This window comes from Mesorhizobium sp. CA13 (assembly GCF_020165235.1).
Classification (GTDB): Bacteria; Pseudomonadota; Alphaproteobacteria; order Rhizobiales; family Rhizobiaceae; genus Mesorhizobium.
Map to the genome: position 1 here is coordinate 47,036 of NZ_JAIUHS010000010.1, position 24,323 is coordinate 71,358.

At 61.8% G+C, this 24,323-nt stretch carries 24 protein-coding genes; 17 read left to right on the forward strand and 7 right to left on the reverse strand.

The window, feature by feature from the left end; all coding sequences use genetic code 11:
• Positions 1-6: 6 nt before the first annotated feature.
• Genes LB566_RS21415 through LB566_RS21425 form a run of 3 tightly spaced genes read right to left on the reverse strand, consistent with a single transcriptional unit; the run spans position 7 to position 3,332 of the window.
• Complete coding sequence (locus LB566_RS21415) at positions 7-1,182, reverse strand: efflux RND transporter periplasmic adaptor subunit (protein WP_411910497.1); 1,176 nt, start codon at positions 1,180-1,182, stop codon at positions 7-9.
• A 12-nt stretch (positions 1,183-1,194) separates the two neighbouring features.
• Positions 1,195-1,398, reverse strand: coding sequence for a DUF1656 domain-containing protein (locus tag LB566_RS21420; protein ID WP_140551828.1), 204 nt, complete (start codon positions 1,396-1,398; stop codon positions 1,195-1,197).
• Complete coding sequence (locus LB566_RS21425; RefSeq protein WP_224626819.1) at positions 1,398-3,332, reverse strand: FUSC family protein; 1,935 nt, start codon at positions 3,330-3,332, stop codon at positions 1,398-1,400. The genes LB566_RS21420 and LB566_RS21425 overlap by 1 nt, the downstream gene beginning before the upstream one ends.
• Positions 3,333-4,701: 1,369 nt before the next feature.
• On the opposite strand from LB566_RS21425, the gene LB566_RS21430 reads away from it, so the two are divergent.
• The 4 genes from LB566_RS21430 (at position 4,702) to LB566_RS21445 (ending at position 9,353) form a co-directional block, all read left to right on the forward strand.
• Positions 4,702-5,619 carry an NADP-dependent oxidoreductase gene (locus LB566_RS21430; protein ID WP_224626821.1) on the forward strand — a complete coding sequence of 306 codons (918 nt, stop codon included), beginning with the start codon at positions 4,702-4,704 and terminating at the stop codon, positions 5,617-5,619.
• A 63-nt stretch (positions 5,620-5,682) separates the two neighbouring features.
• A complete protein-coding gene (locus tag LB566_RS21435; RefSeq protein ID WP_224626823.1) occupies positions 5,683-6,600 on the forward strand; it encodes an NADP-dependent oxidoreductase in 918 nt (305 codons plus the stop codon).
• A gap of 85 nt (positions 6,601-6,685) precedes the next feature.
• Positions 6,686-7,141, forward strand: a complete 456-nt coding sequence (locus LB566_RS21440; RefSeq protein ID WP_224626825.1) for a (2Fe-2S)-binding protein — start codon at positions 6,686-6,688, stop codon at positions 7,139-7,141.
• A gap of 49 nt (positions 7,142-7,190) precedes the next feature.
• Positions 7,191-9,353 (forward strand): xanthine dehydrogenase family protein molybdopterin-binding subunit, encoded by a 2,163-nt coding sequence (locus LB566_RS21445; protein ID WP_224627022.1) that lies wholly within the window; start codon positions 7,191-7,193, stop codon positions 9,351-9,353.
• A 111-nt stretch (positions 9,354-9,464) separates the two neighbouring features.
• Here the strand turns inward: LB566_RS21445 and LB566_RS21450 are convergent, their stop codons facing one another.
• The gene (locus tag LB566_RS21450) at positions 9,465-9,710 is read right to left on the reverse strand and encodes a hypothetical protein (RefSeq protein WP_224627041.1); all 246 of its coding nucleotides are present in this window, start codon (positions 9,708-9,710) and stop codon (positions 9,465-9,467) included.
• Between LB566_RS21450 and LB566_RS21455 the strand changes: the two genes are divergently transcribed.
• The 4 genes from LB566_RS21455 (at position 9,663) to LB566_RS21470 (ending at position 11,892) form a co-directional block, all read left to right on the forward strand.
• Entirely contained in the window at positions 9,663-9,875 is a 213-nt protein-coding gene (locus LB566_RS21455) for a hypothetical protein (protein WP_411910500.1), read from the forward strand. The genes LB566_RS21450 and LB566_RS21455 overlap by 48 nt on opposite strands.
• Positions 9,876-10,216: 341 nt before the next feature.
• Positions 10,217-10,606: a cytochrome P460 family protein gene (locus LB566_RS21460; protein ID WP_224626826.1), complete on the forward strand. Its 390-nt coding sequence runs from the start codon at positions 10,217-10,219 to the stop codon at positions 10,604-10,606.
• Between the two features lie 145 nt (positions 10,607-10,751).
• On the forward strand, positions 10,752-11,297 hold the full coding sequence (locus LB566_RS21465) for a DUF1993 family protein (protein ID WP_140551834.1): 546 nt from the start codon (positions 10,752-10,754) through the stop codon (positions 11,295-11,297).
• 70 nt (positions 11,298-11,367) lie between these two features.
• Positions 11,368-11,892, forward strand: coding sequence for a hypothetical protein (locus tag LB566_RS21470; protein ID WP_224626828.1), 525 nt, complete (start codon positions 11,368-11,370; stop codon positions 11,890-11,892).
• A gap of 141 nt (positions 11,893-12,033) precedes the next feature.
• Here LB566_RS21470 and msrA read toward each other — a convergent pair whose 3' ends face one another.
• A complete protein-coding gene (msrA, locus tag LB566_RS21475; RefSeq protein ID WP_140551836.1) occupies positions 12,034-12,573 on the reverse strand; it encodes a peptide-methionine (S)-S-oxide reductase MsrA in 540 nt (179 codons plus the stop codon).
• Between the two features lie 366 nt (positions 12,574-12,939).
• Between msrA and LB566_RS21480 the strand changes: the two genes are divergently transcribed.
• The 8 genes from LB566_RS21480 (at position 12,940) to LB566_RS21515 (ending at position 20,977) form a co-directional block, all read left to right on the forward strand.
• Positions 12,940-13,218 (forward strand): hypothetical protein, encoded by a 279-nt coding sequence (locus LB566_RS21480; RefSeq protein ID WP_140551837.1) that lies wholly within the window; start codon positions 12,940-12,942, stop codon positions 13,216-13,218.
• Positions 13,219-13,494: 276 nt separating this feature from the next.
• The gene (locus LB566_RS21485; RefSeq protein WP_224626830.1) at positions 13,495-15,189 is read left to right on the forward strand and encodes a thiamine pyrophosphate-binding protein; all 1,695 of its coding nucleotides are present in this window, start codon (positions 13,495-13,497) and stop codon (positions 15,187-15,189) included.
• Positions 15,190-15,278: 89 nt separating this feature from the next.
• A complete protein-coding gene (locus LB566_RS21490) occupies positions 15,279-15,785 on the forward strand; it encodes a Dps family protein (RefSeq protein ID WP_224626832.1) in 507 nt (168 codons plus the stop codon).
• 417 nt (positions 15,786-16,202) lie between these two features.
• Complete coding sequence (gene gorA / locus LB566_RS21495) at positions 16,203-17,678, forward strand: glutathione-disulfide reductase (protein WP_224626833.1); 1,476 nt, start codon at positions 16,203-16,205, stop codon at positions 17,676-17,678.
• A 226-nt stretch (positions 17,679-17,904) separates the two neighbouring features.
• The gene (locus LB566_RS21500; RefSeq protein ID WP_224626835.1) at positions 17,905-18,612 is read left to right on the forward strand and encodes a glutathione S-transferase family protein; all 708 of its coding nucleotides are present in this window, start codon (positions 17,905-17,907) and stop codon (positions 18,610-18,612) included.
• A gap of 308 nt (positions 18,613-18,920) precedes the next feature.
• On the forward strand, positions 18,921-19,493 hold the full coding sequence (locus LB566_RS21505; protein ID WP_224626837.1) for a hypothetical protein: 573 nt from the start codon (positions 18,921-18,923) through the stop codon (positions 19,491-19,493).
• Positions 19,494-19,569: 76 nt separating this feature from the next.
• On the forward strand, positions 19,570-20,013 hold the full coding sequence (locus LB566_RS21510) for a hypothetical protein (RefSeq protein WP_140551980.1): 444 nt from the start codon (positions 19,570-19,572) through the stop codon (positions 20,011-20,013).
• 562 nt (positions 20,014-20,575) lie between these two features.
• Positions 20,576-20,977, forward strand: a complete 402-nt coding sequence (locus LB566_RS21515; protein ID WP_224626839.1) for a hypothetical protein — start codon at positions 20,576-20,578, stop codon at positions 20,975-20,977.
• 393 nt (positions 20,978-21,370) lie between these two features.
• On the opposite strand, the gene LB566_RS21520 is transcribed toward LB566_RS21515, so the two are convergent.
• Entirely contained in the window at positions 21,371-21,892 is a 522-nt protein-coding gene (locus LB566_RS21520; RefSeq protein WP_224626840.1) for an EF-hand domain-containing protein, read from the reverse strand.
• A gap of 916 nt (positions 21,893-22,808) precedes the next feature.
• On the opposite strand from LB566_RS21520, the gene LB566_RS21525 reads away from it, so the two are divergent.
• Positions 22,809-23,027 carry a hypothetical protein gene (locus tag LB566_RS21525; RefSeq protein WP_140551844.1) on the forward strand — a complete coding sequence of 73 codons (219 nt, stop codon included), beginning with the start codon at positions 22,809-22,811 and terminating at the stop codon, positions 23,025-23,027.
• 886 nt (positions 23,028-23,913) lie between these two features.
• Here LB566_RS21525 and LB566_RS21535 read toward each other — a convergent pair.
• Positions 23,914-24,093, reverse strand: coding sequence for a hypothetical protein (locus LB566_RS21535; RefSeq protein ID WP_140551845.1), 180 nt, complete (start codon positions 24,091-24,093; stop codon positions 23,914-23,916).
• Positions 24,094-24,323: the final 230 nt, after the last annotated feature.

Consider the following 24,323-nt stretch of genomic DNA (forward strand, 5'->3'; position numbering starts at 1 on the left):
TCTCACTCAAGTCTTGGACGCGATGCAGTGAGGTCGCGGCGATACTCCATTTATGATGTGAGTGAGGCTCGTCCCGAGCGCAGCCTTCGCTCGATAGAACCATGCTTTCTCCTCAGCGCGAGAACCGTCGCGCAACGTTACGGTTCCGGTCATGCCGGAGACCAGCGGCATACCAGGCGGTACCTTGTCGATGGCGATTCTGACCGGGACTCGTTGTGCAAGCCGTACCCAGGTGTAGACCGGGTCAACATTGGGGAGACCCTGAGCGCCGGCCGCCGCATTGGACACGCTAACGCCTCGGGTGATCGTCGTCACATGGCCGACGATCGGGGTAGCATAACCCATCAACTTGACCTCGGCGCGATCGCCAATGCACAGCAGCGCCAACTTTGTCTCCTCGAAATAGCCATCCACCCAGAAGCTATCGGTGTCGACGATGGAAATGTTGCTGACGCCCTCGTGCGCATAGTCGCCTACTCGTAACAAAAGATTCGTGACATAGCCGTTCACCGGGCTACGAACCTCCGTTCGCTTCAGATTGATATCTGCCTGGGCGACCTGTTCACGCGCCGCATCGATCGCGGCTTTCGCCTGTTGGGAGCTACCTTCGAATACCTGTTGCTGCTCGCGCGTGGTGGCAAGATCCGATAGCCGCTTCCGCCGTTCGGACTGCAGATCCTTCACGTAACCGTCGGCTTCCCTTTGCTCCAGCAGCGCTTTGCTCGAGCGCAACGCAACTTCGAAATCAAAGGGTTCAATCTGGTAGAGGATGTCGCCCTTGTGAACGAATTGATTGTCGGCAGCCAACAGCCGTGTAATCTGACCCGACACTTGAGGTGCGACGCTTGCGACCTGAACACGCACGCGTCCGTCGCGGGTCCATGGCGCGATTACATACTGGTCCCATACCGTCAGTGAGACGAGCACCGCCACAAGGAAGATCGCCAACGTCGCAGCTCTGCGCGATAGCGCCCGCACAAACCGCGTCATGGCTCTTTGCCCCGCGACTTGTGGCTTGGGGGGCAGTACGACAGGCTTCTGCTCGTATGGTGGAGGCTCCTCGGATTTGGCACGCGCAACCGCACTGAGCGCAGGCACAGCTTCAATTTCGGTCGACCCCGACAAAGAATCGGACCGTTGTTCTCCTCGATCGATCGTCTGATCTTGCCGGGCGGCCTGCATGAAAAATTTCCTTCAAAAAAACAGGACGAGCAGACCCAGAACGGTCACGTAGAGGCTGAGCTCGGCAACCGCCGCATTGCTGAAGATCCTAGAAAATCCGACAAGGCGCAGAAGCGGCCTGATCAGAAGCACGACAAAGAGAGCCAGCACCGCATAGGTGATGAACGGCGCGACCAAAACGCCGCCGATAACCAATTCGCGGAAGGTATGGGCCATCAGGCAGCCTCCCCGAGATGAACGCGTCGTCCGAGCCCCGCCTCGATGTGGTAGCTCGCGACCATGAGCGCGGCGCAGAGTTGAGCCACAGCATGATCTGACGGCGACGCCTGGCATAAGAGCTGGGCCGCGGCGCGAAGTGCCTGCGGCGCGCGCTTCTTGAACGAAGCACGCACCTCTTCAGCCAAGACGCTTGACGGCCCGCCGGCGAGCTTCTTCAGCTTGTCGTCGCACAACCGGATAATCGAAGATTGGTCGAAATGGGAAAGCACCTCCTCGATCGTCTCCACGCTATTCGGAGCGTTCCCTCCCGCGGACAGGATCTGACCGATCCTTCCCGCGTCACGAAACATCTCCTCCTCTGGCTCATGTCGCCGATCGCGGGATGGCGCCTGAGCGAACTCTTGGCGAACAGATGACAACATCAAGCGTTTCCGCCGCTCTTGTGAGACTGGAGGCACAAGAAGTTGCATCGCCAACAACACGCCGGGTGCAACGCAAGCAAAAAGAAAGAAGAAGATGTACGACTGTCCGTTATAGGTCTGCGGATTGGTCAACGAGACTATCACCAAGGTGAATATGAGGACAAATCGACCGAGAGCCGCCACTATGCGATTGGGCAACTTTATCAGGAGACCCGCTCCGATCATGAGAGGAGCAAGTGCGATCGCAAGCAACGGGAAGGCGTCAACGCCATCGAGGACGGCGAACTTGAGAAGCCCCGCCAGAAAACCGCCGATGGGCGCCGCCACCAGCGCCAGGGCGGTCGTCGCGCGTGGATTGGGCGTAGTTGCCCCAAGGCCGACGAAGGTTCCGACGAGGGCAAGGGAAGTGTTCGCAGCGGGCCAGCCCGCATACACAAGCAACATCCCCGTCAACGCAACCCAGATCGCTGCTCGAATACCACCCTCAACCGCTGCTCGGTGGGATCGATAGATCAGCGGACGCCAATGCCACGAAGGACGTTCGTCAGTGCGCAGGGCAGCAAGATTCTGTCGAGCCTGCTCATCTCTCCTGAACAACTCCTCAAGTGTCCAGGCCAGCGATGCGGTTGTATCTGTGTTGCTTTTCGCGTTGGCCCCCCACATGACCGTCGACGATGGGAGTATGCTTTCGTCGCGCTCAAGCGCGCGCGCTATCCTGTCCGATGTTGCCTCATCAGCGACCACCGGGAGCACATTCAGGCTCCGGGCGGCATGCAGCTCTGCCACGAGCGCAACTGCCGCGTTATGGCCCGCGATGCTTCTAGCTGGGCCGTTACTCGACTCAAACACCAGGCTCGAAGTGTCCGCCCGAAGCGAGGAAATTTCAGCGAGCAGAGCAGCGGATTCCATTGGCTGCGTGACCTCACCAAGGATCGCCGATTTGGCATAGTTCCCAACCCGGCGATGGATATCCGCCAGTTGCGTCGCGAGCCTCGTATGACGGTTGGGTGCCAATAACAGGTCGTTGACAATCGTTAGGGATGCGATTCCGATGAGGATTCCTGCGCCGCGCATCATGCCCGCCTCGAACACGTGTCCCGGATTGTCGATCTCCTGGATCGCAACCAAAGCCACCGTGAAGCCCGACAGGACCGCCGCGTAAGCGCGATTGCCGTCGAGAAGGAGTGCGACGTACACGCAAAGGCCCATCCACCCGGCATAAGCTATCAGCAAAAGATCCCGCGTCTGGGAAAAAAGCCCTGTTATGGCAATGGAAACCGCTACGCCGATAATCGTCGCGAGCACACGAAAGACTGCCTTATCAAGGGCTTGGCCGCGAGTTGGTTCGGCGACGATTGCGACCGTTATTAACGCCATCGACGGCATCTCGATCGAAAGCCAGAAGCTTACGTGCAATGCCAGGATTGCCGCCAGCCAGATCCGGATCGCGAAAGCCCAGGAAGTAAGGGGAAAACCTAACGGCAGCAATTGCGCTTGTTGAAGCGGCATCAAACAAATCTACTCCGTGACTTCGACCGTCCGCTTCGATGGAAGAAGCGGTAAGCGGTGTTGTCCGTGCCGGGAATGAAATCGTGCACCCGCATGCGCTGCACGCCCTGGCAGACGAGGTGGGACGGCGTAGCAGTCAGATCGTGCATCGACGCGCGTTTCCTCAGATGGCCTACACGGGAGTGCCGCGGGCGGGCCGCATGCCGCCGCGCTGGGAAGAGTAAGTCTGCGGATCGCGCCGCGAATCCACAATCCGTCGCCGTTCGTCCAGACACATGACTCGCCCGCTTACCAACCGTATCCGGGACAAGGCGGCCGAGCTGCAACGGCCAGGAGGCGCCCGGCAGCGGTTGCATTCGAAACGGCAGGGTGGCCGTTTGCGGGAGGGCGGAATCCTAAGTTGGACGGGAGGTCTCCCGCGAGAAGCCGGCTTTCGCCTGGACGGCCAAGCCCTGGCTTAGGTGAGATCATGAGCCAGGCAGCATCGTCGCTGGTCATGCCCGCTGGCGGGGGAGCCGTTGCCAGCGTCTCGTCAAACCGGTCGCGTAGCTGCTGCCTGAAGCGCTTGCGGTTGCGCACGAGTTCCTAGCTGACTGGTTCGGTGAGCGTGGAACAGGCCAAAGCGGCGTTGAGTTCTAGGCAGCCCTTGGGGGTCCGCTCGCCGTTATGCAGCTCAGTCATTCCGTAGAGCAGCCGCTCGGCGATGCGACGCGACGTCGGCTCAGCAAGCGCGTCCAGCCGAACTTGCCGAGACCGTGGCCCCGCGCGTGCGGCGGCAGCGCGGCTGATGGTAACGGCGGCCCAGACAGGGTTCGGCCTGATGTGTCGGCCCCTACGTCGCCCGAATACGGCGCACTCCTTGAGGGCCGATCGCTGATCGCGGCCCGACGGGCCGCCGGCGCGCACAGCGCTTTTGGACGATGATACCCCACGCCTATCGAATGCATGTCCAAAGGGAATTTCTAATTTCGCCGGCTGCGTCCGATCCTAAGGTCACTGGGGCTGGCCGAACAAGCGCCTGTGTCGACATTGATTTGAAGCCATTGCACTGAGCCGCCGTGCGGCCCGCGGGCAGCAAAGGAGCCCCCATGAAATTATCGAGGACTGTAGGCCTCGCTGTCGCCGTCTCGCTGGTCGCAGCCGCCCGTGGCGACGCTCGCATAGATCAGCGAGGCGGCTCCAGCGGACCCGACGGCGAACGTGGTGTATGCTGACGGGTCACTGCTCAAGCCCTGCCCCGCACCGAACTATTCGAGAAGCGAGGGCATGCTTCGGACACTAGCCATGGCCCCGGGCATGAGATGTCGAACGAGCTTTCTATTGCTGGATCATATCCACAAACAGACAAATACCCGAGGAGACAATTCCCATGAAAGCGATCGTGGTGACTGACCAGGCCGCGGGAACGGCCGGGATGAAGCTGGTGGAGCGGCCCGAGCCGCAGGCAGCGATAAACGACGTCGTCGTTCAGGTCCATGCGTCGGGCTTCACCTCGGGTGAGCTGACCTGGCCCTCGACCTGGACCGATCGCCTCGGCCGTGAGCGGACGCCGTCGATTCCCGGGCAGGAGCTGGCCGGAATGGTCACCGCTCTCGGCTACGGTACGACAGGGCTGTCGGTGGGACAGCGGGTCTTCGGCCTCTCGGACTCGTATCGCGGCGGCACTCTGGCTGAGTATGTGGCCGTCGAGGCCCGCAACCTCGCGCCGCTGCCGGGCGACATCGACTTCACGGTGGGCGCGAGCGTGGCGATGCCTGGCCTGACCGCATGGCAGGGACTGTTCCAGCACGGACGCCTTCAGGCGGGACAAAGCGTCCTCGTGCACGGCGCGGCCGGGGCAGTCGGTTCGATGGTGACGCAACTCGCAGGTGAGGCCGGCGCCTACGTCATCGGCACCGGACGCGTCGCCGACCGTCAGAAGGCGCTCGATTTCGGTGCCAATGAATTTGTCGACCTCCAGAACGACATCCTGGAAGACGTGCGCCGCGTCGATCTGGTGTTCGATGTCATTGGCGGCGACATCGCGAAGCGGTCCGCAGGCCTGATTCGAGCCGGAGGAACACTGGTGACCATCGCCGGGCCGACCGAGGCGCGGCCCGCCGACGGCCTGACGATCGACTTTGTTCTCGTGCCCGATCGTGTCCAACTGGGTGAGATCGTCCAGCGGGTGCGGGTCGGACGACTGCGCACGAACATCGGCAACATCGCGACCCTCGGCGATGCCGTCGCCGCCTTCAACCCGACCGAGCGACGCACAGGCAAGACGATCATCCGCGTTCGTCCGTGAGTGACATTGCGCCATCCCGCAGCATTTCCACCAAAGAGACAAATAACCGAGGAGACAATTCACATGAAGGCAATCGTTGTGACGGACCAGGCCGCGGGAACGGCCGGGATGAAGCTGGCCGAGCGACCCGAGCCGCCGGCAGCGATAAACGACGTCGTCGTTCAGATTCATGCTTCGGGATTCGTCGGAACTGAGTTGGCGTGGCCCTCGACCTGGACCGATCGCAGCAACCGTGAACGAACACCGTCGATTCCGGGTCACGAGCTGGCTGGAGTGGTCATCGCTCTCGGCTACGGCACGACGGGGCTGTCGGTAGGACAGCGGGTGTTCGGCCTCGCCGACTGGCATCGCGACGGCACCCTGGCGGAGTATATAGCCATCGAGGCTCGCAACCTCGCGCCGCTGCCGGGCGACGTCGGCTTCACGGTGGGCGCGAGCCTGCCGATCTCGGGCCTGACCGCGTGGCAGGGACTGTTTCAGCATGGCCGCCTTCAGGCGGGGCAGAGCGTCCTTGCGCATGGTGCGGCCGGCGCCGTCGGGTCGATGGTGACGCAGCTCGCACGAGAGGCCGGCGCCTACGTCATTGGTACCGGACGCTCTGCCGACCGTCAGAAGGCGCTCGATTTCGGCGCGAATGAATTCGTCGACCTCGAAAACGACGCCCTGGAAGACGTGCGCGGCATCGATCTGGTGTTCGATGTCATTGGCGGCGACATCCAGAAACGGTCCGCGGCGCTGATCCGAGCCGGAGGTACGCTGGTGACCGTCGTCGGACCGACCGACGCGCGGCCCGTGGATGGCCTGACGGTCGACTTCGTCGTCGAGGCCGATCGGGGCCAGCTGAGCGAGATCGTCCAGCGGGTGCGGGACGGCCGACTGCGCACGAACATCGGCAAAGTCGCGACCCTCGACGAGGCGATCGCCGCCTTCAACTCGACCGAGCGACGCGCGGGGAAAACGGTCATCCGCGTTCGTCCCTGAGCGGCACGCTCCCCATCGATCCACGCAACCGGCCGACCGTTGTTCATGTCGGCCGGCTCATCAGCGCCAGCCCCGAGAGGCATGCATGGCTTTCACGTTAAGGATCAACGAAACACCCCGTGAGGTCGATGTCGACGGCGACATCCCGCTTTTGTGGGTGCTGCGCGACGTACTCGGCATGACCGGCACCAAGTTCGGCTGCGGCCAGGCACTGTGCGGCGCCTGCACCGTGCATCTCGACGGTCAGCCGGTCCGCTCCTGCCAGACGCCGGTTGACAGCGTCGGCGATAGCGCGGTCACCACGATCGAGGCGATCGGCCAGGCGCCACAGGGCGCGGCCTTGCAGAAGGCATGGCTGGAACTGGAGGTGGTACAGTGCGGCTACTGCCAGTCCGGCCAGATCATGTCGGCAGCGGCGCTGTTGAAGGACACGCCGAAGCCGACGGATGACGACATCGACGCCGCCATGTCGGGCAATGTCTGCCGATGCGGCACCTATCAGCGCATCCGCGCTGCGATCAAGCACGCTGCGGGAGTTTGAGATCGTGAACAGGCTTATCCCGAGAGAGCAGATTGCCGAAGAAACAGCGATGTCGCGGCGCGCCTTCCTTCAGGGCACAGGTTTGGTGCTTGGCTTTGCGCTGACCGGCGCAAGCACGACGTCCGTCTTCGCGGCGCCTGCGTCGCAGGTGGTCGAAAACGAGGTCACGGGTACTTTCGCGCCGAACGGATTTATACGGATCAATCCAACTGGCGCCGTGACCCTGGTCATTCCGATGATCGAGATGGGACAGGGGGTTTACACGTCGCTCTCGATGCTTCTCGCTGAAGAACTGGAAGTGAAGCTTGACCAGATTGAGGTTCAGCATGCGCCGCCAAATCATGCGCTTTACGTCAATTCGATCATAGGCATTCAAAATACAGGTGGTTCCGCCTCTGTGCGCGCCTTCTGGACACCGCTGCGTCAGGCAGGGGCAGTGGGTCGTAATCTGCTGATTGCGGCAGCCGCAAAGCGCTGGAATGTCGATCCAGCGACTTGCCGCGCCAAGGACGGCACCGTGTTCGATGCGTCGGGCTCGAAGCATCTGAGCTACGGCGAACTTGCGAAGGCCGCGGCGAAATTGCCTGTGCCGCCTGCGGCAGACGTCAAATTGAAGGATCCGAAGGATTTCACCCTGATTGGCACGCGTGCCAAGCGCGTGGATTCGTCGATAAAGGTCGATGGACGCGCGCTCTACGGCATCGATACGCGGCTGCCAGGTTTGAAAATCGCAGCGGTTGCTATTTCGCCCGTGCTCGGAGGCGAGGCGAAAACAGTGAACGAGAAGGCCGTGCTGACGGTGAAGGGCGTCCGGCAGGTGGTCAATATCGGTGAAGCTGTTGCCGTGTTGGCGGACCACACGGGTGCGGCGAAGAAGGGGCTCGAGGCCGCCGCCATCACCTGGGACGACGGGCCGAACGGCAAGGTCAGCAACGCCGATATCGTCAAACAATTGGAGGAGGAATCCAAAAGGCCGGGCGCGGTTGCCCGGAACGATGGCGATGCAGGGAAGGCTCTTGCGGAGGCGGCGCAACGGGTTGACGCCATCTATCAGGTGCCTTTCCTGGCCCACGCGGCGATGGAGCCGATGAACTGCACCGTTCATCTGCAGAAGGATCGCTGCGATATCTGGGTCGGGACACAAGCGCCTACGATCACGCAGTCTCAGGTGGCCGAACTCACCGGCCTGCCAAAGGATGCAATCAAAATTCATAATCATCTCATTGGCGGTGGCTTCGGCCGAAGGCTGGAACCCGATGGGACGATCCTCGCCGTCAAGATCGCCAGGCACGTCGATGGCCCGGTGAAGGTGATCTGGAGCCGCGAGGAAGACATCCAGCACGATATGTATCGGCCGTACTATCTCGACCGGCTATCGGCCGGGCTTGATGCGGCCGGCAAACCGGTTGCCTGGACGCATCGGATAGCCGGCTCCTCAGTCATGGCGCGCTATTATCCCCCTTACGTCAAGGACGGATTGGACCCCGATGCCGTGGAAGCGGCTGCAGCGCCGCCCTATGCGCTGCCCAATATCCACGTCGACTATGTGCGGGTCGAGCCTCCTGGTGTCCGGACGTCTTGGTGGCGCGGCGTCGGACCGACACATAATGTTTTTGTGGTCGAAAGTTTCATGGATGAGCTCGCGCATGCCGCGAAGCAGGATCCGGTCGCCTATCGCAAGGGATTGCTTGGTCACAATCCCCGAGCGCTTGCTGTTCTGTCGCTCGCCGCGGAAAAAGCAGGGTGGAGATCAGCACTTCCCGCGCGGCATGGCCGCGGCATTTCGGTACAATTCGCATATGGAAGCTACGCGTCGCAGGTCGCCGAGGTCGTAGTGGCGCCCGACGGCTCTGTCAAAGTCAAGCGGATCGTCTGTGCGATTGATTGCGGCATCTACGTCAATCCCGATACGATCGAAGCACAGATTCAGGGTGGAACGCTTTTCGGGCTGACCGCCGCGCTCCATGGCTCGATCACCTTCAAGGATGGACGCGTCGAGCAGAGCAATTTCGACAGCTATCTGCCGATGCGAATCGACGAGGTGCCGGTGGTGGAGACGCACTTGATTAAGAACGCAGAGGCTCCAGGTGGTATTGGTGAAGCTGCGACAGCCATTGTCAGTGCCGCGGTGGCCAATGCGATCTTCGCCGCCACGGGCAAGCGCCTGCGCAGCCTGCCGTTCGATACGGATTCACTGAAGTCGTCGTCCTAGTCCTTGCCCGTCATCCCGTGCGCGTCGCAGCGCGGCCGCACAGCGGGATCACTGAGCGGACGAAAAGACGGCCCGAAAACATGGAACACCCCCGAACACGAGGAGCGGCATCTATGTACCGGGCTCGCTGCGGCAGACCATCGCTGATGGGCCTGCTAACTTCTTGATGAGCGAGGCAGACAGAAGGTGGAAAGCGACATCCGGGACAGTCCAGTCATGAGCCGGGTTGAAATGCCGCTGGGTGACGGTGCGCTCGCGGTCGCGTACCACAAGGTCGAAGACGGCCGCGTCGCCCTGCTCCACACGGACGTGCCGCACGAGCGGTCCGGCCAGGGGTACGGATCGCGATTGGCGCATGGCGTTTTCGAAGCGTTGCGACGCGATGGCAAAAGAGTGATCGCGAAGTGCCCGTTATACTCACCTACGCCGCCGGCACCCAGAGTACGGCGCGCTCCTCGATGGCTGATCGCAGATGGACCGAACGTCGGCGCGCACAGCGCTTTTGGACGACGATACCCATGACTATCGAATGCATGTCCAAAGGGAATTTCTAATTTCGTCGGCTGTGTCCGATCTTCGGGTCTGCTCGACCGGCCGAGCACCGCGGCCGCATCGACATTGATTGAAGCCATTGCGCCGGCCCGCCGTGCGGCGCGCGGGCAGCAAAGGAGTCCCCATGAATTTATCGATGACCGTCGGACTGGCTGCCGCCGCCTCACTGATCGCCGGCACCGTGGCGGCGCTCGCTGAGATCAGCGGAGCGGCTCCGGCCGACCCGACCGCGAAAGTGGTGGACGCGGCCGGACACCTGCGGGTGCCGGCAGATTACCGAACCCTCTGCCAAGCGCTCGGGAGCTGGGCGATTGCCGCCGACAGCGGCCAAAGCTCGAAGGAAATGCACGCCGTCTACGCGTCCTCGGGGGGCGATCGATACCTACCGGAAGACGGGGCACTTCCCGGACGGCACCGTTCTGGTGAAAGAGGTCCTCGCGACCTCGACGAACGAGATGACCACCGGCACAGTGAGCTATACCGACAGGCTGAAGGGCTGGTTCGTCATGGTGAAAGACAGCAAGGAAACCTTTCCGGCAACCCGTTGTGGGGCGACGGGTGGGGATGGTCGTGGTTCGACGCGGACAAGCCGCTCAAGACTAGCTCGACCGAACGACCATACCGATTGCCAGGGCTGTCACGTGCCGGCCAAGGTCACCGACTGGATTTACGTGAACGGATATCCCGTCCTGCGCCACTAGGCCGCCTCACGCCTAGGAGATCCCTTCTCGCCGCGGTTTGGCGGAGGCCATTGTCCGGCGGGCTGGAAGAATGAAGGGCTTATGGTGACATTCGTTTCGGTTAACGACCTTCGGGTTCGACCGCGGTTCAGAATACAACGATCGCATGGAGGTCAGCGTGTCCTTATCGGTCTATGACATCACAGTTCCTGTCATGGTACATGGACTGAACGTGATGGACGACTACCTCGACCGTGCCCAGGCGCTCGAGCGGGCCAAGGGGTTTGAGCCTGGGAGGATCCTTGGCGAGCGGCTCGCGCCCGACATGCTCACTTTTGGAGAACAATTCTCCGTAAGCTGCAACAAGGTCGACGCGCACATGGCGAAGTTGATGCAGCGCGACCCGCCAGCACCCCGCAACACCCCGATGATGTATCCAGCGTTGAAGGGACGGCTCCTTGAGACTCGCGGTTTCCTGCAAAACGTGCAGCCGGACGAGATTGCCGGCGCGCAGTCCCATACATACGAGCTGACGCCGCCAATCGTGCGCGGATGGTATGGCGGAGACGACTACATCCGGCACCTGGTGCTGCCCGACTTCTTCTTCCACATCTCGATTGCGCACGCGATCCTCCGGCACCTCGGAGCGAAGATCGGGAAGCGCGACTACCTCGGCAACCTCACTCAGCAGAGCGGCGGTGACTACTCGTGAGAGGCGGGCCCGGTGTGCGCCACGGGCCGAGGCCTTCAAGACAGGAAAGCAAGTTTAGAGGATACCGATAGTGAGCGAGTTGCGAGAGGTCATTGGCGCGCTGCAAAGCGAAGTTGAATTCGAGGCTGCTGTAAGCGAGTTGGGAGCCGCGGGGATCGACCGCGCTCGTATAAGCTTTCTGGCGCAGGAGGAGATAGCGGCGTCCTGTGCGGGCGCCGTCGGCTGCGACATCAAGCAGCTGCCTCGCATCGAGATCGGCTTGAGCGACGATCGGCAGCAGGTTCGCACGCTTGCGACCTCGCTCGCGGCCACTGTCGCGTCGCTCGCCGGCGCCGGTGCCGTCTTGGCAGCGACGAGCGGAGCAGCCGCTCCGGCTCTGCTGGCGGGGTTGGCTTCCGGAGGTGGTGTGGGCGGGCTGGCAGCCTTATTGGGCCGGCGACACGAAGCCCACGTGCATGAGTGGGCCGAGAGCCAGATCCTCAACGGCGGCATTGTGTTGATCGTCCACCCCGTCGATGCAGAGCAGTTCGAGGCTGCCACCGCTATTATGCGCCGGCACTGCGGGGCCGACGTTTTCCCGCCGCCATCAGCCTAGCAACGAGCCTCGCCCTGACTCAGCATCGGCGCTAGACGGGTTCTGCGTTTGATGAAGACGCCGCTCTAACTCTTTGTTTTCATGCAATTCAGGACGGAAAACCGCTACGCACTTTTTCCTGCAATTGCTCGAGCGGGCGGGTCAGTTCTCCGGCCCCTTGGTGGTTCGCAACTTCGGGGATGCATGAGCCGACGGCAGTCGCCAGCTCGACCGGATGAAATGACAGCTGTAGTCGCCCGGGTGCCGTTGCAGGTAGTCCTGGTGCTCGGGCTCGGCCAGCCAGAACCGCTCCTCGGGGTTGATTTCGGTGACCACGGGACCGGGCCACAAGCCAGAAGCTTCGATTTCGGCGATCATTTCAAGCGCCGTCTCTTTCTGGTCTTGGTCCGTGTAGAAGATCGCGGAGCGGTAGCTCGGTCCGAAGTCGCTCCCCTGCTGCTCGTAAGTGGTCGGGTCGTGGATCTGGAAAAAATACTCCAGGACAGTCCGGTAGCTTACGACCCCGGGATCGAAGACGATCGCGATTGCCTCGGCGTGGCCCTGGTGGTTGCCGTAGCTCGGATTGGGAACGTCGCCGCCGGTGTAGCCGACCCGCGTCGACACGACGCCTCTTAGGCGGTCGAACATGTCCTGCATGCCCCAGAAGCATCCGCCCGCCAGCACCGCCCGCTCCATAGCCATCTTCGCTGTCCTCCAACCAACCGGGGCCGCGGCACGAGAGTAGCGCTCGCCGGCGAAGCCGGATCATAGAAAGAGGGCATCCAATCGACAACCGCTCGCGTCCTTCACGCACCCAGGCGGCCTGAAGGCTGGCAGCCGGTATCCGACTGTCGTGATCTTGATTTCGGACATTATTTGCCTGGCGGAAGTGGAGAAATTCGTCGCCTACAATTCCAGACTGGCATGAAATCCATACAACGTTTTCATTAGCTTGGATTGGCAACTTCGGGCGAACTCTGAGCGCGCCAGAAACAACGCAATTTTCCATTCCTGGGGCAAATACACATCGCAGCTGAGAATTCTCGCAAGCTAGAAGGAATCCTATTCATGAACCTGAGACCCATCCTGTTTGGAGCATTGGCTCTCTCGACACTCGGTGGCGGTGCTTTCGCAGGCGCTCTCGACTCGCCAGCGATGATGGAGCCGTTTTTCACTGATGCATCGATGAAAACGATGAAACCGAAGGTCGAATTCGAGGCCGCTTGGAAAAGCATGTCGAAGAGCGACCAGGATTCGATGATGAAAGAGTGCCAGGATGAAGCGATGAGCAAACCTTATGCGGAATTTTGCGCGAACCTAAAGCCGCTGGGCGGCGCAAACCACTAGGGCCGAAGCCCTTGATTAGCGACGGGCCTCGCGCCCGTCGTCCACAACCTGGTTCCGGACTCCATGGAAAAGCGGTGTTGCCTTCGGGTTGGCCACTCTGGTCCGGAACACACCGGGGCATGTTATTCATAACGCAGGGTTATCACCGCGCGGCTAAGTCCTGCTGTACAACGAGCCGCTTAGTGCAAAAGCGCAAGGCTTTGGCAGTGACGCCGCGGCATTGGCCCGGACCCGGCGGTCATTTCGACGAAAGCAGGCCAACCGCGGAAGTGATCCATGTCGCGTACTGTCGCAGAGGCCCTTGTCGATGTCCTCGAGGAGGTCGGCATAAAGCAGGTCTTTGGCCTGATCGGAGACTCGCTGAACCCTTTTGGCGATGCCGTGCGCCAGAGCAAGATAGAATGGGTCGGCGTACGGCACGAAGAGGGCGCCGCGCTTGCCGCGGCCGGCCAAGCGAAGCTGACCGGCCGGCTCGCAGTGTGCGCCGGAACAACGGGGCCAGGCAGCACGCATCTCGTCGCGGGCCTCTACGAGGCTGCGCGCGACCACGCTCCCGTCCTGGCATTGTCGGGGGAGATGCCACGACGCCTGAAGGGCATCGAGTACCACCAGTCGACGGAGCCGGACCTGCTCTTCCGAGACGTATCGCTCTACACTCAAACGATCACCGCGCCGGCGCAGGCGCCCAGCGTGATCCATCAGGCGATTTCGTCTGCATACGCAGGGCCCGGGGTCGCGCACCTGACTCTCCCCCAAGACGTCCTGTCCAGCAAGGTCGAGCACGCTGTTTCGAGCGTGGCGACGCTCGGCCCGCGCGCCGAGATCGCGCCGGCCGAGCGCGGAATTGACGCGGTCGCGCGCCGCATCGACGCGGCAGGCTCGGTCGCCATCCTCTGCGGGGCGGGGTGCCGGGGCTCGGCCGACCTGCTCCGAGACCTCTCGGACCGCCTGAAGGCGCCTCTCGTCCACACGGTCCGCAGCAAAGAGATCATCGCCTACGATGATCCGCGCTGGATGGGCGGCCTTGGCATGATCGGCAGCAAGCCGGCCTACGCTGCGGTGCAGGACTGCGAGCTCCTGCTCATGGTCGGCACGGACTACCCCTATTCAAACTTCCTGCCCGCGCACGGGAACGTCATCCAGATCGACGAGCGGGCCGCGGCGATCGGTCGGCGCGCGCCGACGGCACTCGGCGTAGTGGGCTCGGTACGGCCGACACTCTCCACCCTCCTGCGCAGAGTGCGACAGAAGACCGGAAGCGCCTTCTTCGACAAGGTCGCGCGCGGTCGCCGCGCTTGGGACGAGCTCCTCGACAAGCAGAGCGACTTGATGCGCAGCCGCGACAGGATCCATCCGCAAGCGGTTGCCCGCATGGTCAGCGACCTTGCGAAGGACGACGCCGTGTTCGTCTTCGATACGGGCCTCAACACGCTGTGGTCGGGCAACTGGATTCGACAGAGCGGCAAGCAGCGCATTGTCGGCTCGTTCAACAACGCCGCCGTCGGCACGGCCTTAGGGCAAGCCAACGGCATTCAGGCGCTCGACCGGTCCCGACAGGTGATCGTCCTCACCGGAGATGGCGGCTTCAACATGCTGATGAGCGAATTCCTCACCGCGGTACACCACCACCTGCCGGTGAAAATCGTGGTCTTCGACAATGCGGCCTTCGGGCTCATAACGCTCGAGGCACAGAGCGTGGGGATACTCCCGTTCCGCAAGGCAATCGAATTCACCAACCCCGATTACGCAGCGCTAGGGCGTGCCTGCGGCGCGCAGGGTTTCACGGTGCGCGATCCGGCGCTGCTCGAGGCGACCTTGATCGAGGCGTTTGCGTGCCCAGGTCCTGCGATCGTCGCGTGCGGCGTCGCGACTGACGAGATGCCGAACCTCCCCCATGTCGAGCTCGAGCAGGTCGGCGGCTACGCCGTAGCGAAAATCAAGGAAGCGATCGCCGCTTTCACCGGCGGTTGACGGCTGCGGGCCATCCGTCGCTCACCGAACTCGGCCTGTAGGCCGGCGACCAATCAGTACGCAACGCGCTAAGTGAAAGGACTGCTGACATGACGACGAACGTTGAAGAGTTGCCGAACGGGGAGCAAGACCTACCAATCGAGCGAAACTCGCTTGCAACGCTCTCCGGGAAGATAAACCAGGTCTTGGCCGACGCTCTGTCGCTCTTCCTGAAGACCAAGAACTTCCATTGGCACGTGAGCGGCCCCCACTTCCGGGACTACCATCTCATGCTGGACGAGCAGGCGAGCGGCATTCTCGATGTGATCGACCCGCTCGCCGAGCGTGTGCGTGCGGCCGGCAGAACGACGATCCGCTCGCTTGGCCAGGCGGCGCGGCTGCGGACCATCGCGGACAACGAGGCCGAGGACGTCGCGCCGGGCGCGATGCTCGCCGAGCTCATGGAGGACAACAAGGCGCTGGCCGCCTCGATGCGGGAGGCACACAAGCTCTGCGACGACCTGGAGGACGTTGCCACCGCAAGTCTCCTGGAAGGCTACATAGACGCGGCCGAGAAGAGAGCGTGGTTCCTGCGCGAGGCCGCACGGCCGCGCTGACCGTTGCCGAAAGTCCAAAACCGGACGCCGCAAGTCCGAAGTGGCGGCGCGTGCGCTAGGAACCCTGACCGTTCGAATCCAGAGTGAGAGCAGATCTAGTGCATGTCGCCCGAAAGTGACCTCGGTTTTGCGAGGACGACATCCATAAAACAAAGACCTAAAGCGCGTCGCTTGAATCCGTTCAAACGCGACGCGCTTTAGAGCAATTCCAGGAAAAGTGCATAGCAGTTTTCTCCCGGAACTGCGTAAAAACAAAGAGTTGGAGGGGATCGGCGATTGAAACGCTGAACCGTTCTAGGCGCACGCCTGCCCTGTGTGTGCGCGGAGAATGCGATCTGCCACACATTTCGACCTCCCGCACAGAATGGATTGGATGCTGATTTGAGGGACACGGATTTATTGCAGGGACCCCCAGGCGTGTCGACATCGGCGGCCAGGCGTTCGGGGCCTTCCCGTGAAGCGGCGTTCGATGTCGACCTGTTCGTGATCGGTGGCGGGTCAGGAGGTATCCGCGCTGCGCGCGTCGCTTCGCGATACGGCGCCAAAGTGATGCTCGCCGAGGAGTATCGGCTCGGAGGAACATGCGTTATCCGCGGCTGCGTGCCGAAAAAGCTGTTCGTCTACGCGAGCCGGTTCAGCGACACCTTTGATGAGGCCGCGGAATTCGGCTGGCGCCTGTCACTCCCGCATTTCGACTGGCCCTCGTTGGTCGCCGCGAAGGACCGCGAGATCGCACGGCTGGAACGGCTGTACGGCACCGGTCAAGAGAGTGCGGGCGTCGAGGTCGTGAGGTCGCGCGCCGTGCTCGAGGACGCACACACGGTGCGCCTTGTCGAAGACGGCCGCCGCGTACGCGCGCGCACGATCCTGATTGCGACAGGCGCACGGCCCGAACTGCCTCACTTCGACGGCATCGAGCTCGGCATCACCTCGGATGCCATCTTCGACTTGAAGACATTTCCGAGGAAGCTTGTGATCGGCGGCGCCGGATACATCGCGATGGAGTTCGCCGGCCTGTTTGCGGCGTTGGGAAGCGATGTCACCGTCGTCTGCCGCGGAAGCAATGTCCTTCGCGGCTTTGACGAGGACGTGCGCCAGGCCGTCGCCGCGTCCTACATGAATCGCGGCATCAAGCTGATGCTGTGCGACAGTATCCGCCGCTGTGAGCGGCGGAACGAGCACGCCGGTGGTGGCGACCGTGCAGGAAGAATCGCCGTTACGACCGAACAGGGCGGGAGGCTGGTGGCTGACCAGGTGATGCTAGCCTTCGGTCGCACGCCGAACACGGCTTCGCTCGGACTCGACCGCGCTGGGGTCAAAACTGGGGCAAACGGCTCAATCGTTGTCGACGCGAGCTCCCGCACGAATATTCCGAGCATCTACGCCGTGGGTGACGTGTCGAACCGGTTCAACCTGACGCCCGTCGCGATCCGCGAAGGCCAGGCGTTCGCCGACAGCGTGTTCGGCGGGAAAGCTTGGCAGGTCGACTACTCCAACGTGCCAACCGCCGTCTTCTCCAGCCCGCAGATCGGCACCGTCGGCCTGACCGAACTTGAAGCGAGGGCGCAGTACCCTGCTGTCGACGTCTACAAGGTCCGCTTCCGGCCGCTGAAGGCCGTCGTGACGGGCGACTGCGAGGCCTCGCTTGTGAAGGTCATTGTGGATTGCGAGACGGACCGGATACTCGGAATCCATCTCTTTGCAGAGGAGGCCGGCGAGATGATCCAGGTGCTGGCGATTGCCGTGGGCAGCGGAGCCACCATGAAAGACTTCATGTCTGTCATGGCCGTGCACCCGACGGTCGGCGAGGAGATCGTCGCAATGCAGGCGCCGACGGTGCGTTACGACCGAGGCGAGGCTTCGACCTTGCTCATCCCCAGCGCCGCCGTTTGACACCACCGGCTCGCGCCGGAAAAGGCCCGCCTGGAACGTTGCGGGTCGTCGCGCCGTTCGCTTTATGCTGCGGGCCTCAAACGGCCGGGAATGAAATCGATAACGCCGCGCCACTTCCGCGGCGGCGAAACCGCTGGCAGTGTCACGCAGGTCGCATGATTCAGCGGCCCCTACGCGGCGCGTTGCCATTGCGTGCAGCCGATCTGAACTCCTGAAGGTGAGCGCGATGATTCGCTTCTATTTCCACCGGACGCCCAATCCAGCCAAGGTCGCCCTGTTCTTGGAGGAGTCCGGCCTACCCTATGAACTGGTGCCGGTCGACACGAGCAAGGGCGAGCAACACCAGCCCTCGTTTCGCGCAGTCAATCCAAACGGCAAGGTGCCTGCTATTGTCGACACCGAAGGCCCCGCCGCGAAAGAGGCGCGGGTTTTCGACTCCAGCGCCATTCTGCTGTACCTCGCCGAGAAAATAGGCCGATTCCTCGGAGAACCGGCCGATCGGGGCGAACTCTTGTCGTGGCTTTTCTTCCTCGGAACGGGCCTTGGGCCTTTCTCGGGACAGGCCGTGCATTTCCAGTTTGCCGCCCCCGAGGGTCTCGACTATGCCGTCAACAGATATCGCCGCGAAGCGGAGCGCCACTATCGCGTCCTCGACGACCACCTGGCTGGCCGCGACTACATGGTCGGCTCCGTCTACACGATCGTCGATATGTCCGGTTGGGGTTGGATCGATCGCGCTTCCCGCGTGATGAAGGGCGCGGCCGACCCCCTCGCCGCCTTCCCCAACATCAAGCGTTGGTTCGCCGGGATCGACGCACGCCCTGCGGTTGCGAGGGCGCGCGCAGTCGGAAATGACCACGAATTCAAGACGGTGAGCGACGAGGAAACGAAGCGTGCGCTCTTCCCGTCCAACTATCCCGCCACCGGCGGCTAATGCATGTCGCCCAAAAGTGCCTTCGGTTTTGGAGGACATGCGTAAAACAAGGACCTTGAGCGCGTCGCATGAGCCCCATTTTCGATCGGCGCGCTCCAGGGTACGCCTGGGTCTCGTCGCGTTCGCGGTTGCGAGAATGGAAATGATAACCGCGCGGCATTTCCCAGTACGTTAGACGAAACATGGCGTTTCGCCTGGCGTATCCACTGGGATCGTCGGTCGCATGGCGTGGCGTCCCCCAGGTTTACCGCCGTGTTTACCAATGCAACTATCGCGGCGCGAGCGCAGCGAAATCCGGGAGAGTGCACATGAACCTCGACGCTGGCGATATGGTCGAGGCGGTTTCAGATCTCCTGAAACATGGCTACGAGCACGAGTACCGAATAAGGGATGGCGGCCTTTACGACCTGACTGCCGATCGGCCTGTGGCCGCCGGCGACGTGCACGTGGATGCCGCGTTGAGGTTCGAGAGCGCGCCCGATGCGGGCGACGGTTCGAACGTCTATGCGATTGCCGAAAGAAAGGCCCGCAGCAAGGGCCTGTTGATCGACGCCTTCGACGCCTTGGACAGAGACTGCTCGCGCGAACTTTACGAACGGCTGAACACGAACCCTCGCGCACTGCACGACATTGGCGGCGAAATAGCGAGCCGATACGGGCTGCGGAAGGTCTTCAAGGAGGAATTCGAAGCGGATCCGGAACGCTTCGTCCTGCGTATCGCGTTTCCCGATTTTCCCCCCTGCCCGTACGGACAGTCGTTCTCGATGCTCGGGTTCGACACTGCGGAACAAGCCTATGTTTGGCTGGTCACCAGTATCTTGCGAGACGCGAGGCTGGAGAGAGTGCCGTACCAGGGGGCCGACGTGCCTGACAACGAATGAGCGCCCGGTGCACCCGGGTCGCTTGTGATGCACCACCATGCGGGGCCCCGCGGGCGCTTCTTACAAAGGACGTGAGATGAACAAGCAGATCGTGAAGCAAACAATGCTGTCGCTCGAGGCGCGCGACCTCGAGGACGCGAGAGAGAAATACCTGGAATATGTCGGAAGTGCCCGGCTCGATAGAAGCGAGCCGATCGAGGACGATGAGCAAGCGCAGGCAGAGCTCGCGAGCGACCTGTCCGAAGCTTTCGACGACACCGTTCACTCTCACGCCGACAAGATCGAGAAGCTCTCGGCGATGGACTTCGGGCCGAAGAGCAAGATTGAGGAAGGCGCAGTGGTGAAGCTCGGCGGACGGTTTTTCGTTATTGCCGTGTCGACAGGCAAGTTTGTCTGCGATGGCAACGAGATCATGGGCATTTCCAGCCAAGCCCCGATCTACGCTGAGTTGCAGGGCAAGCGCGCCGGTGACGCGATCTCGTTCAACGGAAGGGAGCTTGTAATCGAGGAGGTCGCCTAATATCTGCGACACCGAAGGTCGAAAAGCAGCGCCCCGATATAACGCGCGGTCACCCTCCCGAATCTGCGGTGTCTCAGAAGCGGATGGCGAATGGCACGGCCCGGGCGATCTTCCCAATCTTTGCCTGACGTCGACAGCCAGGCACTGAAGCACAGTCGTGTCGTGCGGTTGAAGTTCATTCCGCCCTTGGACTGGCGGTTGACGCTTACGTACCTTTGCCGCGCGGCATCGGGGAGGCGTGGAGCGATGTCGTCTTCGATTACAACCAGCGTACAAGCGCGCAGGAGACCTGGTTGCGGTACTTCAGAGCCTGAGCAGCTCCGCATCGACACAACGCTGACCCGCTTCCCTTCGCGCCGGGCGAGTGGAATGGAAACCATAACGACCAGGCATTTCTAATGGTTGGCGTGCCGGGATAACCTTTCTGTGCGTCTAACCGGGCTGACCCGTGACGATTGTGCAGAGTGCTTATCAGCATAGGCGACGTGATCGTCCTCTTGGGTAGATGCACTCTCCGCTTCGCAAGGACCCGCTCAAGCAACCAAGCACGTAGGAGTTACCGATGTCGTTCCGCTTCATCACCAAGTCTATCCACGCCTACCTTATCGACTATCCCGTCGCGATCCTCCTGATTGCAGCCCCGTTCGTGCTGAAGCTCGGCCAGAGCGGAGCGGTCGCAATGTGGCTTTCGGTTGTTGTCGGTGTCGCAGCGCTGCTGTTGGCCGCCCTCACCGACCATCCCACCGGTCTCATCCGCATCATCCCCTACTGGCTGCACCTATGGGTCGATCGCGCCGTCGGGGTGGTGTTTATCATCGCAGCGTTTGCCTTCAAATTCGTTGGGCTCGACGCTTGGTACTACTGGGTCCTCGCTGCTGCTGTCCTGCTAACGACCTCAGTCTTCAATGCGCCTCAGGAGCGAGCCGCGACGCGTTCGGCATTGGGCACGCGTACAGCGGGTTGAGGGCGGCGACTGTCGCAGCGCTATTCTCCGCCGCTATGAAGCCATATGCAGCGGCTATAGGAAAACTTCGCACCTAGCTGCGATCGATGGTAATCGCTCGCAGTTTTTATCGAGTGACGCGCAGCGCAACCGGGAGGGAAATTACTCAAATGCGTGAGGCATCACGATTTCCCAAGGCGGCGGGCGCCCGAGTGGAACACATGCATTAACGCCTCCACCTCATGCGCGCGTGTCTGATCAAGTCCTGCGCGCAGCAAGCCTGTTCGAAGACTTGCCTCGGTGTACTTCACCATCAGCTTACGACGTTCAGTCAGGAAGACACGTCGGGACGGCCTCGAACGGGCACCGCTCGCAAACTAGGAACTTAGGGACCCCCTCACAACCGACAGCGGCTTAGTTTTGGTCCTGATCTCCCGCTCCCTGGAAAAAGGACCGGAGTTCCTGCATGTCGACCTCATCGTCGCCATTCTCGTCGATGGCGTTGAAAATTCGCGCGATAAAATCCTGGACTTCCGTGCGCGAAAGCGCACCGTCGCCATCGGTGTCAACAATCGCAAACATGATGCGCATCCTTGCGCCGTGCATCATACCGGCTCTGCGGCCTTCCTTCATCCGCCGCTTTTCATGTGGACCCATCTCGTCATGTGGACCCATCTCGTCGTTTCGATAGTCGCGGTCCTCGTCGCGTCGTAAATTCTCATGATCTTGGTCCTTCACCATTTTCTCTTGGAGCATTTCCCCCATCATCTGGCGCATCATTTCACGCATGGCGTCTTGATTCTGTCCGCTCGCTCCGGGGGAGTGATCCTGCGCTGGTGCTGGGGGCGCGGGAGCATTCGTCGATTGAGCGAAAGCAGATGAGGTCAGCAGGGCTAAAGCCGCGGCGAATGCTGTGGTTCTGCCAAGTCGTGTCATTGGGTTCTCCTTTGGAGGTGGCTACGCCGATTACCTCGGCACGGGAACCAAACCAGCAGCGTACTTGATAGTTCCTCCCGCATAGCGCATGACCGGCGTATGCGCGGAGTTCCGGCTCAGCGGTGGCGGGAGAGATGCGGGCGACAATCTTCCGGTCGGAGCGCCTCCTCACGACCAACGTTCCGTCCGGAGCGCCGGTGAGCTGGGGCTGCGGAGCACGTGAAGCACTTGGTGTCCCGGCCCCCACGCGCGGGCAAGCGAGCCCCCCATTAGCCTGGGACGCTCGTGACTTTGTTCAAAGCCCACCCACACGCAGTCGGCGCACCGGCACCATGAGTTCAGGCGAACGCGGGCGGAGCGGTCAGAAAGTCGCAGGCGTTCAGCCAGCCACTCGGGTGAAGCGAAACGCTTTCCCCTGAGCTAGCGGGAGGCCCTCGCGGGCCTGTCGGCATGGCTACGACGTTCGGTTCGGTGGAATGCAAGTGGGCGTTGCTGAAAGACCACTGTCTCGTGAACTTGCGCATTCACGTGGTTGCCGACTGCGATGAATGCTGGTCCTGTGGCTTTGCGGCGGACCTGAGGTTCGTCACGGCCGACGCGGATGCTGACGCTTCCAAGCGCTGCGTCGGCCGGCTCCCCACGGAACACGCCTTGTCTTTAAATCGAGACCTGTGCTGGCGCAGATCTGCTTCGCCCTTCCAGGCGTCAGCTATTCAAGTTGTTTCCCTTCACCTTTCGAAGGTGTGCCCGGCTCTTGAAGTGGACGCGATCCCGCGCAGCGCTGGCGACGGCAGATCCAGGGCGGGTATATCATTGTTAAATGACGAAGCCAGCGCAGGGTGCGATGGAAGGTCGTCAGCGGCTCCCTCGAGCTGCTGAATGACCGCATTGGCCTGCAGAGGACTACAGGATACAGATGCATCCATCAGACATCGCCATTTACCCAAACGATCTCGCAATGCTGCAGCTGGTTCTTATCCGGTATTGCTCGGAGAGACAGTGCAGCCTGGACTCCGCCATGGCCCATGAGGCAGCATGTGAGTTGATGGCACTGTTTCAGGCCGGCATCGAGGACGAAGCCGAACTCGAACGCATCCTTTCGCGCCACACTTTGCCGTTTCGGATGGCGGGTTAGGCCGCCTGCCCTTCTATAGTCAACCGCATCTGACGGCGTGCCGGGCCAGCAAGCGCGTTTTCCGGGCCGTCATCCTGTGGCAGCCAGTATGGAAGGATGGCTCTTTTCCGATATCCAAATCTGCTTCAGGGGGCTGGTCAATTGCTTTGTCCTTTCGGCCGTCGAGGGCCAGATCGTGACGCCGAGCCGCTGCGGCCTGGGTGAAGCTTACGGTCATCGAGTCATGGCTGGGGCAATTCAAGGCCACGTGCGGCTGCGCCCCACGATCGCGGTGTCGGATTCGGCCTGCGCCATTTCGAGAATGCCCGCCCTCCCCTTTCAACGAGACACGATGTCAAGGGGCTGCGAGCTTTATGAACAGGACGCACACGCTGCTGCGAGATTGCCATGCCGAACGGGGTGCTTCGAGCCCACGTGGGTCCCCTGCCCCGATCGTGATCTCGGTGCCGGCCGCGAACGGTACAATGGCGCCGAGCCCAACCTCGTCAGGCGCTTGCTCCGATGAGCACCATAGCCGAACTCGTCTGACTTAGCGTCCCAGCGGCAGTCTGGACGCCTCCACCAGTTCTTCCTCGTCTCTCAATCCGGCCATGTGGTTCGCCAGAATCCGGCTCGCCAGTGCTTCACGTTGCTATGGGGACTGCCGCGCCATCTTCAGCCTGTCGAAGACGCGTCCCAGCAACGCGACTTCGGACGGGTCGAACACACCGGCATCTTCAGCTTTCTGATAGATCAGCATGCTGTCATTCCCTCAGCATTGCTAAGCCGGCTAATCAGATCTAAGGGAACCGCACAAGAAAAAGCCCGCCCGTCCCTCGCCACGGTGGCAGCGATCTTGGTCCGTCAGCCTTGGCCGCATGGGACCCTCGTGGCGACGGGTTTGAGGTCACTGCCCGGATTTGAGGAAGCGAGCCTCACGCACCAATGAGTTCCAGTCGCTGCCGATCAGTTCGATCAACCGGCGAGCGTCAGCTTCGGAAATAGCCGTTTCCTGCGCCAATCGCCGGACCAAAATCTCGAGCTCGGGCCTGGCTGCCGGCCTCTTCTTCCCATCGTCCTCGGCCATATGCGCCTCCTTTGGAGCCGAACGCGAAGAGAAGCCAGACGTTTCAACCTAGCCGACAGGAGAACAAAAAAAATCGCTGGCGTTTGTTGATCGATTCGGTCGGGCCATTTCCTGCCGAGGAGGACCACCCGGTTGCTCACGGGTCGACAAGGTCGCGTGAAGGCATCGTTCTGCCCTCGTCACCTTTATCGCTGGGCTCATCAGTTCTGCATCACTGTTTGCTGTGGCTA

Bases quoted from the DNA above. Each gene is read 5' to 3' on its own strand.
- msrA (WP_140551836.1), bottom strand. From the start codon at position 12,573: ATGGCTATGGAGCGGGCGGTGCTGGCGGGCGGATGCTTCTGGGGCATG.
- LB566_RS21465 (WP_140551834.1), top strand. From the start codon at position 10,752: ATGGAGGTCAGCGTGTCCTTATCGGTCTATGACATCACAGTTCCTGTC.
- LB566_RS21525 (WP_140551844.1), top strand. From the start codon at position 22,809: ATGCATCCATCAGACATCGCCATTTACCCAAACGATCTCGCAATGCTG.
- LB566_RS21505 (WP_224626837.1), top strand. From the start codon at position 18,921: ATGAACCTCGACGCTGGCGATATGGTCGAGGCGGTTTCAGATCTCCTG.
- LB566_RS21440 (WP_224626825.1), top strand. From the start codon at position 6,686: ATGGCTTTCACGTTAAGGATCAACGAAACACCCCGTGAGGTCGATGTC.
- LB566_RS21430 (WP_224626821.1), top strand. From the start codon at position 4,702: ATGAAAGCGATCGTGGTGACTGACCAGGCCGCGGGAACGGCCGGGATG.
- LB566_RS21535 (WP_140551845.1), bottom strand. From the start codon at position 24,093: ATGGCCGAGGACGATGGGAAGAAGAGGCCGGCAGCCAGGCCCGAGCTC.
- LB566_RS21510 (WP_140551980.1), top strand. From the start codon at position 19,570: ATGAACAAGCAGATCGTGAAGCAAACAATGCTGTCGCTCGAGGCGCGC.
- LB566_RS21420 (WP_140551828.1), bottom strand. From the start codon at position 1,398: ATGGCCCATACCTTCCGCGAATTGGTTATCGGCGGCGTTTTGGTCGCG.
- LB566_RS21425 (WP_224626819.1), bottom strand. From the start codon at position 3,332: ATGCCGCTTCAACAAGCGCAATTGCTGCCGTTAGGTTTTCCCCTTACT.
- LB566_RS21490 (WP_224626832.1), top strand. From the start codon at position 15,279: ATGACGACGAACGTTGAAGAGTTGCCGAACGGGGAGCAAGACCTACCA.
- LB566_RS21515 (WP_224626839.1), top strand. From the start codon at position 20,576: ATGTCGTTCCGCTTCATCACCAAGTCTATCCACGCCTACCTTATCGAC.
- LB566_RS21415 (WP_411910497.1), bottom strand. From the start codon at position 1,182: ATGCAGGCCGCCCGGCAAGATCAGACGATCGATCGAGGAGAACAACGG.
- LB566_RS21485 (WP_224626830.1), top strand. From the start codon at position 13,495: ATGTCGCGTACTGTCGCAGAGGCCCTTGTCGATGTCCTCGAGGAGGTC.
- LB566_RS21445 (WP_224627022.1), top strand. From the start codon at position 7,191: ATGTCGCGGCGCGCCTTCCTTCAGGGCACAGGTTTGGTGCTTGGCTTT.
- LB566_RS21520 (WP_224626840.1), bottom strand. From the start codon at position 21,892: ATGACACGACTTGGCAGAACCACAGCATTCGCCGCGGCTTTAGCCCTG.
- LB566_RS21450 (WP_224627041.1), bottom strand. From the start codon at position 9,710: ATGCGCCAATCGCGATCCGTACCCCTGGCCGGACCGCTCGTGCGGCAC.
- LB566_RS21500 (WP_224626835.1), top strand. From the start codon at position 17,905: ATGATTCGCTTCTATTTCCACCGGACGCCCAATCCAGCCAAGGTCGCC.
- LB566_RS21435 (WP_224626823.1), top strand. From the start codon at position 5,683: ATGAAGGCAATCGTTGTGACGGACCAGGCCGCGGGAACGGCCGGGATG.
- LB566_RS21480 (WP_140551837.1), top strand. From the start codon at position 12,940: ATGAACCTGAGACCCATCCTGTTTGGAGCATTGGCTCTCTCGACACTC.